The sequence below is a fragment of the uncultured Sphingomonas sp. genome (genome assembly GCF_937859915.1).
Classification (GTDB): domain Bacteria; phylum Pseudomonadota; class Alphaproteobacteria; order Sphingomonadales; family Sphingomonadaceae; genus Solisphingomonas.
In genome coordinates this window covers 1-10442 of record NZ_CALMAW010000047.1, presented here as the reverse complement: position 1 = coordinate 10442, position 10442 = coordinate 1, and the positions used below count along the sequence as shown (strand labels likewise).

General features: G+C 68.4%; 9 protein-coding genes and 1 pseudogene. 4 read left to right on the top strand and 6 right to left on the bottom strand.

What is annotated here, in order from left to right; all coding sequences use genetic code 11:
• The 6 genes and pseudogenes from Q0326_RS06735 to dapA form a co-directional block, all read right to left on the bottom strand.
• Positions 1-304, bottom strand: a pseudogene (locus Q0326_RS06735) (hybrid sensor histidine kinase/response regulator); the annotation flags it as partial.
• Between the two features lie 166 nt (positions 305-470).
• Complete coding sequence (locus Q0326_RS06730) at positions 471-2531, bottom strand: M13 family metallopeptidase (RefSeq protein ID WP_298688448.1); 2061 nt, start codon at positions 2529-2531, stop codon at positions 471-473.
• A gap of 238 nt (positions 2532-2769) precedes the next feature.
• Complete coding sequence (gene smpB / locus Q0326_RS06725) at positions 2770-3252, bottom strand: SsrA-binding protein SmpB (RefSeq protein ID WP_298688446.1); 483 nt, start codon at positions 3250-3252, stop codon at positions 2770-2772.
• A gap of 21 nt (positions 3253-3273) precedes the next feature.
• On the bottom strand, positions 3274-3495 hold the full coding sequence (locus tag Q0326_RS06720) for a type II toxin-antitoxin system HicB family antitoxin (RefSeq protein WP_298688444.1): 222 nt from the start codon (positions 3493-3495) through the stop codon (positions 3274-3276).
• A 2-nt stretch (positions 3496-3497) separates the two neighbouring features.
• Positions 3498-3743 (bottom strand): type II toxin-antitoxin system HicA family toxin, encoded by a 246-nt coding sequence (locus Q0326_RS06715; protein WP_298688442.1) that lies wholly within the window; start codon positions 3741-3743, stop codon positions 3498-3500.
• A 9-nt stretch (positions 3744-3752) separates the two neighbouring features.
• Positions 3753-4634: a 4-hydroxy-tetrahydrodipicolinate synthase gene (gene dapA, locus Q0326_RS06710; protein ID WP_298688440.1), complete on the bottom strand. Its 882-nt coding sequence runs from the start codon at positions 4632-4634 to the stop codon at positions 3753-3755.
• A gap of 95 nt (positions 4635-4729) precedes the next feature.
• Between dapA and Q0326_RS06705 the strand changes: the two genes are divergently transcribed.
• The 4 genes from Q0326_RS06705 to alaS all read left to right on the top strand — a co-directional run.
• Entirely contained in the window at positions 4730-6772 is a 2043-nt protein-coding gene (locus tag Q0326_RS06705; protein WP_298688438.1) for a lytic transglycosylase domain-containing protein, read from the top strand.
• 3 nt (positions 6773-6775) lie between these two features.
• Positions 6776-7252 carry a GreA/GreB family elongation factor gene (locus tag Q0326_RS06700; RefSeq protein ID WP_298688436.1) on the top strand — a complete coding sequence of 159 codons (477 nt, stop codon included), beginning with the start codon at positions 6776-6778 and terminating at the stop codon, positions 7250-7252.
• A gap of 154 nt (positions 7253-7406) precedes the next feature.
• Complete coding sequence (locus Q0326_RS06695) at positions 7407-7595, top strand: hypothetical protein (RefSeq protein ID WP_298688434.1); 189 nt, start codon at positions 7407-7409, stop codon at positions 7593-7595.
• 261 nt (positions 7596-7856) lie between these two features.
• A partial coding sequence (gene alaS / locus Q0326_RS06690) for an alanine--tRNA ligase (RefSeq protein WP_298688432.1) occupies positions 7857-10442 on the top strand: 2586 nt, incomplete at its 3' end.

The following is a 10442-nucleotide window of genomic DNA, read 5'->3' as shown; positions in this document are numbered from 1 at the left end:
CGGCGGGATCGTGCGACGCGTCGAGCACGACGCGCAGCAGCGCGCGGTCGGCGGTCGCCACCGCCGGCGTCGCGCTCTGTCCGGCGGCGCGCGCGATGAGCAGTCCGATCGCCGCGATCGCCACGAAGCCGACGCCAAAACCGACCGCGACATGCCAGTCGCCCGCGGCATGGGCGATCAGTGCCGCCGAGGCGAGCCCGACCGCGGCGACCGCGGCGCCGATAAGCCGGTCGGCGGTCAGCAGGGCGGGGGCGGATCCGGCGGCGCGGGGCGGCAGATCGGCGCGGGGAACGAGCGAACGCATCCCCTCTCTTCGGCGCGCTGCGGCTGTTCCGTCAATCGCTGATCGGATCGGAGCCTATCGCGTCCCGTCGTCCCGGACATGATCCGGGACCCAGGGATACGGCGCGTTCGAGGAAAGACGCACCGCGTCCATGGGTCCCGGCTTTCGCCGGGACGACGGTACAACGTTACCAGACCTGCACGCGCGCGGCGGGCGGCAAATACAGCGTCTCGCCCTGCTTCACGCCAAACGCCTTGTACCAGGGGTCCATGTTGCGGACCTCGTCGACGCGCTGCGGTCCGGGCGAATGCGGATCGGTGAGCAGCTGCTGGCGGAGCTGCGGCTCGCGATATTTGGTCCGCCACACCTGCGCCCAGCCGAGATAGAAGCGCTCGTCGCCGGTGAAGCCGTCGAGCACCGGCGCGGCCTTGCCGCCGAGCGACAGCTGATAGGCGTCGTAGCTGGTCTTGAGGCCGTTGAGATCGGCCATGTTCTCGCCCAGCGTCAGCGCGCCCTGGACATGCTGGCCGGGCAGCGGCTCATAGCCGTCATATTGCTTGACCAGCTCGTCGGTGAGCGCGGTGAAGCGGGTCACGTCCTGCGGCGTCCACCAGTCGGTGAGCTTGCCGGTGAGATCATATTTGCGGCCCTGGTCGTCGAAATGATGGCTGAGCTCGTGGCCGATGACGGCGCCGATGCCGCCGTAATTGACCGCCGGATCGGCCTTGGGATCGAAGAAGGGCGGCTGCAGGATCGCTGCCGGGAAGACGATCTCGTTCATCACCGGATTGGCGTAGGCGTTGATCTCCATCGGGGTCATGCCCCATTCGGTCTTGTCGATCGGATGGCCGAGCTTGTTGAGGTTGCGCCGATATTCGAAGGCTTCGGCGCGCGACACATTGCCGACGAGGTCGCCGGGCTTGATCACCAGCGTCGAATAGTCGCGCCACCGGGTCGGATAGCCGATCTTGGGGGTGAAGGCGGCGAGCTTGGCGAGCGCCTTCTGCTTGGTCGCCGGATCCATCCAGGTGACCGCGCGGATGCGCTGCCCGAAGGCGGCGATGATGTTGTGGACCAGCGCGTCGGCGGCCGCCTTCGCCTCGGGCGGAAAATAGGCCGCGACATAATCCTGGCCGACCGCCTCGCCCATCTCGCTCGACACCAGCCCGACGCCGCGCTTCCAGCGGGGCTGGTTCTCGGGCGTGCCCGACAGCACCGTGCCCTTGAACGCGAAATTGGCGGCGACGAGGTCCGCCGACAGATATTTGGCGTAGCTGCTGACGATCCGCGCCGCCATATAGTCCTTGAGCACCGCGAGCGGGGTCTGCGCGAACAGCGCGGCCTCGCCGGTGAACGCGGTCGGCTGCGCGACGACGAAGCTTGGCTGCGCGTCGACGCCGAGCCCGGCCAGATAGGGCTTCCAGGGGAAGCCCGGCGCCTTGGCGTCGAAGTCGGCGCGGGTCCATTTGTTGTAGGTCTTGTCGGCGTCGCGCGACTCGATCCGCGTCCAGTGCGCCTGCGCAAGCTTGGTCTCGAACGCCATGATCGCGGCGGCGCGGGCGTCGGCGCCGGGCGTACCCGCGAAGCCCAGCATCTTTGCGAGATAGGCGACATATTGCGGGCGGATCTTGGCGAGCGCGGCGTCGGGCTTGAGATAATAGTCGCGGTCGGGAAGCCCCAGGCCGGACTGGGCGAATTGCGCGATATAGGTGGTCGGATCCTTGTCGTCGGGGCTGACATAGGCCGCGAACAGCCCGCCGACGCCCATCCGCTGGAGCGTGGCGATCTCCGCGGCCAGCGCCGCCTTGTCGGGCGCGGCCCGGACCGCGGCGAGCCACGGCGTGATCGGCGCGACGCCCTTCGCATTGACCGCGGCCTCGTCCATGAAGCTCGCGTAGAACAGACCGGTCTTGCTCGTCGGATCCTGCTCGGCTTTCTCGAGGATCGTCTTGGTGCGGGCCAGCGACAGGTCCTGCAGCTTGTGGAACATGCCGTAGCTCGCGCGGTCGGCGGGGATCTGCGTCACCTTGTCCCAGCCGCCGTTGGCGAAGCCGTAGAAATTGTCGCCGGGCTTGATCGACCTGTCCATGCCGGTCTCGTCGAAGCCGAAGCGGCCATAGGTCGGCGCGCCGGCGACCGCGGGGGCCGCGCCGGTCGCGACCGGCTGGAGCAGCGAGACGGGCGCGGCGGCGAGCGCCGCGCTCCCGAGCATGGACGAGCCAAGAAGCGCGAGCAGACCGAGACGCATTCGTTCACCTTTCAGCAACAAACAGTGTATGGGGCGGGCATAGCAGTGGCCGACGCCGACGCAAGCGGATGTGACGTCATGATGACGCTTTCGCGTGAATATGTGGGGCCTATTCCCGGCATCCTAACCCGTCATTCCCCCGAAGGCCGGGATCCATAGACGCGACGCCCGAGCATTGCGCGCCGCGTCTATGGATCCCGGATCAAGTCCGGGATGACGAGGAAGAAGAAGTCCCGGCCTAGCCCCGGTCGCGCATCAGCCGGCCCTGTTCGCGCTTCCAGTCGCGTTCCTTGATCGTCTCGCGCTTGTCGTGGAGCTTCTTGCCCTTGGCGAGCGCGAGCTCGACCTTGGCGCGGCCGCGGCCGTTGAAGTAGATTGACATCGGGATCAGCGTCATCCCCTCGCGGTTGACGCCGTGGCGCAGCTTCTCGATCTCGCGCATGTGGAGCAGCAGCTTGCGCGGCCGCTTGGGCTCGTGGTTGAAGCGGTTGCCGAAATTATATTCGGGGATGTTGGCGTTGATCAGATTGACCTGATCGCCCTTCAACTCGGCATAGCTTTCCGCGATCGAGCCCTCGCCGAAGCGCAGCGACTTCACCTCGGTGCCGGTCAGCGCGATGCCGGCCTCGAAAAATTGTTCGAGGAAATATTCGTAGCGCGCGCGCCGGTTCTCGGCGACGATCTTCTTCTTCTCGAATTCGAGCGGGCGGGGGCGGGCCATCAGGAAAGCGACGCTGGATAGTTAGGCATGGTGTCTCTTGGTTGCGGGCGCGGGGACAGTCTGTCCACCTGCCTGGGCGGCGTCGATCCAGCTTTCGATCGCGTCATAGATGTTCTTCAGCGCCTCGTCCGGCGTCGCGCCGTCCGACACGCAGCCCGGAAGCTCGGGCGCATAGGAGACGAAGCCGCCGCCGAGCGCCTCGACCAGCGGCTCGACATAGACGCGATAGCTTTGCACGGTCATCGTCATTCGCCTGCCAAGCTGTCGATCATCTCCACGAGCAGCATGATGTAGATCGCCTTGATCGGCCGATGGGCCGGCACGGTGAGATGCCCGCGCACGGCTTCGTGCGAGAGCGTGTAATGTGAGCCCCGACGCGGCGGCTTGCAAGTGATGCCGAACGCACGTGCCACCGATTCGACATCGCCGATCGTCCAGTCCGACCGCGGATTGGCGCGCATCGCGGCGAGCAGCTTGTCGGATCGCGCCATCGCGCGCGATCAGCCGTCGGTCAGTCCGGCCACGGCCAGCGCCGCGTCGACCGCATCGCGGCTCGCCTGGTTCGCTGGCGTCATCGGCAACCGCAGCCCGCCCGGGAAGCCCGGCCGGACCTTCGAGAGCGCATATTTGATCGGCCCCGGCGAGGCGTCGGTGAACAGCGCGGCGTGGAGCGGGTAGAGCCTGTCCTGCAGCGCCAGCGCGTCCGCCCAGCGGTTGTCGCGGCAGGCGGCCTGGAAGTCGGCGCACAGCCGCGGCGCGACGTTGGCGGTCACCGAGATGCAGCCGACCCCGCCCATCGCCATGATCCCCAGCGTCATGTCGTCATTACCCGACAGCTGGCAGAAGTCCGGCCCGCAGGCGAGCCGCTGCGCGGTGACGCGTGCGACCAGCCCCGAGGCGTCCTTGATCCCGACGATCGTCGGGATCTCGGCGAGCCGGCCGAGCGTCGCGGGAAGGATGTCGGTGACGGTGCGCGCGGGGACGTTGTAGACGATGATCGGCAGGTCGCAGCGCTCGGCGAGAAAGGCGAAATGCGCGTAGATGCCGTCCTGATTGGGTCGGTTGTAATAGGGCAGCACGACCAGCGCGGCGTCCGCCCCCGCTGCCTTCGCCGAGCGCATGTGATCGAGCGCGACCAGCGTGTCGTTCGAGCCGCAGCCGGCGATCACCGGCACGCGGCCGGCGGCCTGCTCGATGCACACCGCGACGACGCGATCATGCTCGACGATCGACATCGTCGCCGATTCGCCCGTCGTGCCGCACGGCACCAGCCCGCTCGAGCCTTCGGCGATCTGCCAGTCGACAAAGTCGCGGAACAGCGCCTCGTCGAATCGACCGTCGCGAAAAGGCGTCACCAGGGCGGGAATCGAACCCGAGAACATCTTACTCTCCTTCACGCGCGCCGGGCGGCGGCGCATAGTCGCGGCACGACCGACGCCGCGCGCAGTAAGCGCCTGATAAGGAGCCGCTTGGCATAATGTCCAGCATGCTGCATCGCCGCGTGATGCTTCCGATCCCCGCGCTCTTCCTCGCCGCCACCGCCGCGGTCGCCACGCTCTCGCCCCAGCAGGTCGCCTGGTACCGCTCGCAGCTCGGGCTTGCCGGGTCGGCGTATGGCTATGCCTCGCCCTATGCGCAGAGCGCGGGGGTGCCGAGCGACCCGACCGCCGAGGGGCTCGTCCAGTGGCGCCGGCTGCGCCAGTCGAGCAGCCTGACCTTCCAGGAATATGCGAACTTTCTCGTCGCGCACCCCGGCTGGCCGGGCGAGGCGGCGATGCGCAAGACGGCGGAGGCCGCGCTCCAGCCCGACGTCACCCCGCCCGACACGGTGATCGCCTTCTTCACCCGCCTGCCGCCGCAGACCGGCAGCGCGCAGCTGCGCTTCGCCGAGGCGCTCTACGCCCGCGGCCGTGCCCTCGAGGCGCAGGCGGCGGCGCGTGCGGCGTGGACCTCGGGCCAGCTCTCCACCACCGACGAGGCGCGGCTGACGGCGATGTTCGGCAGTTCGCTGACCCAGGCCGACCAGGACCAGCGCATGGAGGCCTTGCTGTGGAACCGCGCCTTCGTCTCGGCGCAGCGTCAGCTTGCGCTGGTCAGCCCGGCGCGGCGCCCGATCTATGCCGCGCGGCTCGCCTATCAGCTCAAGTCGCCCGACGCCGCGGCGCAGGCCGCCGCGCTCGGCGCCGCGGCGAACGGCGACGCCGGCTACCGGATCGACCGCACCACCTGGCTGCGCGAGACCGCGCAGGAGCCGGTCGCGCGCTACGAGCTCGCCCGGCCGCAGCCGCTCGACGCACCGGCCTTCAACCCGACGCGCTACATGGAGACGATCCTCTCGGTCGCGAAGTCGGCGGCGGCGGACGGCAATTGGGCGGTCGCCTACGGCATCGCCAGCCAGCTCACCGGCATTTTCCCGGTCGGCACCAGCGTGCGCGCGCAGCCCTTCGCGGCGCGCGACGCCTTCACCAGCCTCGCCTGGCTGGCGGGCAGCGCCGCGCTCCAGCATCTCGGCCGACCGCGCGACGCGATCGCGACGTTCCGCGCCTATGCCGACGCCTCGCAGAGCCCGACCTCGCGCGCCAAAGGCTATTATTGGGCGGGGCGTGCCTCGCTGGCGGCGGGCGACGCCGCCGGCGCGCAGGATTATTTCGCCAACGCCGCCGCCTTCCCCGATCATTTCTACGGCCAGCTCGCGCTCGAACGGCTTGGCCGCCCGGTGCCCGCGCCGGTCGATCCCGACTATGCGCTGGTCACGCCCGCCGATCGCGACGCCTTCGACCAGCGCGACGTGGTGCGCGCCGCGCGCATCCTGGGGCAGCTCGGCGACTGGAGCGACCAGACCCAGTTTTTGCGCGTGATCGGCAATTCGGCAAACCTGTCGGATGCCGACCATCTGCTCGCCGCCCAGCTTTCGCGCGAGCTCCAGCGCCCCGATCTCGGCGTGATGGCCGAGCGCGCGGCCAAACCCGAATCGGCGAGCGACTATGTCCGCTCGGGCTTCCCGGTGCTGCCGGTGCCCGCCGACATCGCAAACAATTTCTCCTTCATCCACGGCATCATGCGCCAGGAGAGCCAGTTCGATCGCCAGGCGGTGTCGGGCGCGGGCGCGCGGGGCATGATGCAGCTGATGCCCGGCACCGCGCGCGAGCAGGCCGACAAGCTCGGTCTCGCCTACGACTATCAGCGGCTGACCTCGGATCCGGGCTATAACATGCAGCTCGGCACCGGCTATTTCGGGCGGATCATGGACATGTTCGGCGGCAATTACGTGCTCGCCGTCGCCGCCTACAATGCCGGCCCCGGCAACGTCCGCAAATGGCTCGCGCAATATGGCGATCCGCGCTCGGGCGGGGTCGATCCGGTCGACTGGATCGAGGCGATCCCCTTCTCCGAGACGCGCGGCTACGTCCAGAACGTGCTCGAGAATGTCGTCGTCTACGACACGCTCGATCCCGCGCGGCACGGCCAGACCGCGACGAATCGCCTGTCCTTCTATCTCGCCAAGCGCACGCCCGGCTGAGGCATGGACCGGCCGATCTACATCACGCCCGCGGGCTACGGCGCGATGCGCGGCGAATATCAGCGGCTGTTCGAGATCGAGCGCCCCGCGCTGGTCGAGACGATCAGCTGGGCAGCGGGCAATGGCGACCGCTCGGAGAATGGCGATTACATCTACGGCCGCAAGCGGCTTCGCGAGATCGACCGCACGCTCGACCGGCTGTCCAAGAAGCTCGCCAAGATCCAGGTCGTCGACCCGTCGCAGCAGCCCGACCGCGGCCGCGCCTGGTTCGGCGCAACCGTGACGATCGCCGACGAGGACGACGCCGAGCGCGTCGTCACGCTGGTCGGCGAGGACGAGGCGGATGCGGGGGCGGGGCGGATCAGCTGGCACGCGCCGCTGGCGCGCGCGCTGCGCGGCGCGGCGGTCGGCGACCTGCGCCGCGTCATACTGCCGGGCGGCGAGAAGGAATATGAAGTCGTCGCGATCGACTATCCTTAAGAGGATGCCGATCCGATGATCACTCGTGCAACATACGTCATGTTGCAAAGACGAACATAGGTGTTCGAGAAATAACCAGGGAAATTGATCGATATCAGAGCAGCTTAGGCCGCGCAAAGCCACGCTGACGGCGGTACTGATCGGGGGGCATCCGATGAACATCGTCGATGAAATCCACTATTGTCGCGAACGCGAGCTGGTCGAGCGCGCGGCCGCGGACACCGCTCAGGTCACGACGGCGCAGACCGCGCACGCCCGCCTGGCGGATCGCTACGCCGACAAGGCGGAACGCCTGTCGGAGCAGGCCGGCGAACTCGCCCGGATCGCGCCCGAGCCGCGCTAGCCACCATGGTCCGGACATAGCGGTCCGGGCCGCCCGAGGTCAGGCATCCGTCGCGCAGAACGACGGTACAGAGACGCCCCTTGCTCTGCGGTTTCCGAAGCTCCCCTTTTGGAACCACCTGAAAACTGGGGCCGCCATTGGCGGTCCTTTTTTTGTCCGATCGGTCGCGCGGCGGCGATCTCGTCGACGTCGCTTCGGCTCGATCACATCGATCGAATCCGCTCGCTTGCCGCGCCCTCGCGGCTCGCCTAAATCCTCTGCATGACCTCGACCAACGACATCCGCCGCTCCTTCCTCGACTATTTCGGCCGCGAGGGGCATCAGATCGTCCCGTCGGCACCGCTGGTGCCGCACAATGATCCGACGCTGATGTTCGTCAACGCCGGCATGGTGCCGTTCAAGAACGTCTTCACCGGCCTCGAGACGCGGCCCTATGTCACCGCGACCTCGTCGCAGAAATGCGTGCGCGCGGGCGGCAAGCATAATGATCTCGACAATGTCGGCTATACCGCGCGGCACCACACTTTCTTCGAGATGCTCGGCAATTTCTCGTTCGGCGCCTATTTCAAGGAGCAGGCGATCACCCACGCGTGGACGCTGCTGACGCGCGAATGGGGCATTCCGGCGGACAGGCTCACCGTCACCGTCTATCATACCGACGACGAGGCGTTCGACCTGTGGAAGCGGATCGCGGGGCTTCCTGAACAGCGTATCATCCGCATCCCGACCAACGACAATTTCTGGTCGATGGGCGACACCGGCCCGTGCGGGCCGTGCTCGGAGATCTTCTACGACCATGGCGACCATATTCCCGGCGGCCCCCCGGGCAGCCCGGACGAGGATGGCGACCGCTTCGTCGAGATCTGGAACCTCGTGTTCATGCAATATGAGCAGGTCGATGCCGAGACGCGGCTCAATCTGCCGCGGCCGTCGATCGACACCGGCATGGGGCTCGAGCGCATTGCCGCCGTCCTGCAGGGCGTCCACGACAATTACGACACCGACACGTTCAAGGCGCTGATCGCCGCCTCGGGCGATCTCACCCGTACGCCGACCGACGGCGCCAACACCGCCTCGCACCGCGTCATCGCCGACCATCTGCGCGCGAGCGGCTTCCTCGTCGCCGACGGCGTGCTGCCCGCCAACGAGGGCCGCGGCTATGTGCTGCGCCGGATCATGCGCCGCGCGATGCGCCACGCGCATCTGCTGGGCGCGGCCGATCCGCTGATGTGGCGGCTGGTGCCCGCGCTGGTCGCCGAGATGGGCGTCGCCTATCCCGAGCTGGTCCGCGCGCAGCCGCTGATCGAGGAGACGCTCAAGCTCGAGGAGACGCGCTTCCGCCAGACGCTCGCCAACGGGCTGCGGCTGCTCGACGAGGCGACCGCGACGATGGCGGAGGGCGAGACGCTGCCCGGTGCCACCGCGTTCAAGCTCTACGACACCTTCGGCTTCCCCTATGACCTGACCGAGGACGCGCTGCGCGGGCAGGGCATGGCGGTCGACCGCGCCGGCTTCGACGCGGCGATGGCCGAGCAGAAGGCCGCCGCCCGCGCCGCCTGGAAGGGGTCGGGCGACAAGGCCTCCGACGACATCTGGTTCGACATCGCCGAGGAGCATGGCGGCACCGAGTTCACCGGCTACGGCGCGGTCGAGGGCGAGGGTCGGGTGGTCGCGATCGTGCGCGACGGCGAGCGGGTCAAGGCCGCGCAGACCGGCGACGAGGTCACCATCCTCACCAACCAGTCGCCTTTCTACGGCGAGAGCGGCGGCCAGGTCGGCGACGTCGGCATCATCACCGGCGACGCGGGCTTCGAGGCCGAGGTGACCGACACCGCCAAGCCGCTCGGCCGGCTGCATGCGCACAAGGCGGTGATTGAGGGCGGCGAGATCAATGTCGGCGACACCGTCCACCTCAAGGTCGACGTCGAGCATCGCAACGAGGTCCGCGCCAATCATTCGGCGACGCATCTGATGCACGCGGCGCTGCGCAACACGCTGGGCAAGCATGTCAGCCAGAAGGGCAGCATGGTCGCCGCCGAGCGGCTGCGCTTCGACTTCTCGCACCAGAAGGCGATGACCGCGCAGGAGATCGCCCTGGTCGAGGCCGAGGTCAATCGCCATATCCGCGAGAACGTGCCCGTCGGCACGCGGCTGATGACGCCCGACGACGCGATTGCGGCGGGTGCGATGGCGCTGTTCGGCGAGAAATATGGCGACGAGGTTCGCGTGCTTTCGATGGGGCGGGTGCTCGACAATCATTATTCGACCGAATTGTGCGGCGGCACGCATGTCTCCGCGCTGGGCGACATCGCGCTGTTCAAGATCGTCGGCGAGAGCGCGGTGTCGTCGGGCATCCGCCGCATCGAGGCGCTGACCGGCGAGGCCGCGCGGACCTGGCTCACCGGTCGCGAGGACCGGCTCAAGGAGGCGGCGCAGGCGCTCAAGGCGTCGCCCGAGGAGGTGCCCGCGCGCATCGTCAGCCTCGTCGAGGAACGCCGCCGGCTCGAGCGCGAGCTCGCCGAGGCGAAGAAGGCGCTGGCGCTGGGTGGCAGCGGCGGTCCCGCCAAGGCCGAACAGGCGATCGAGCAGGTCGGCGGCCATGGGTTCGTGGCGCAGGTGCTCGAGGGGTTCGATCCCAAGGGGCTGCGCGGGCTGGTCGACGACGCCAAGACGCGGATCGGCTCGGGGGTCGCGGTGATGCTCGCGGTCAACGAGGGGCGCGCCTCGGTCGCGGTCGGCGTGACCGACGATCTGGTGGCGAGCCGCAGCGCGGTCGATCTGGTCAAGGCCGCGGTCGCGGCGCTCGGCGGGCAGGGCGGCGGCGGCCGGCCCGACATGGCGCAGGGC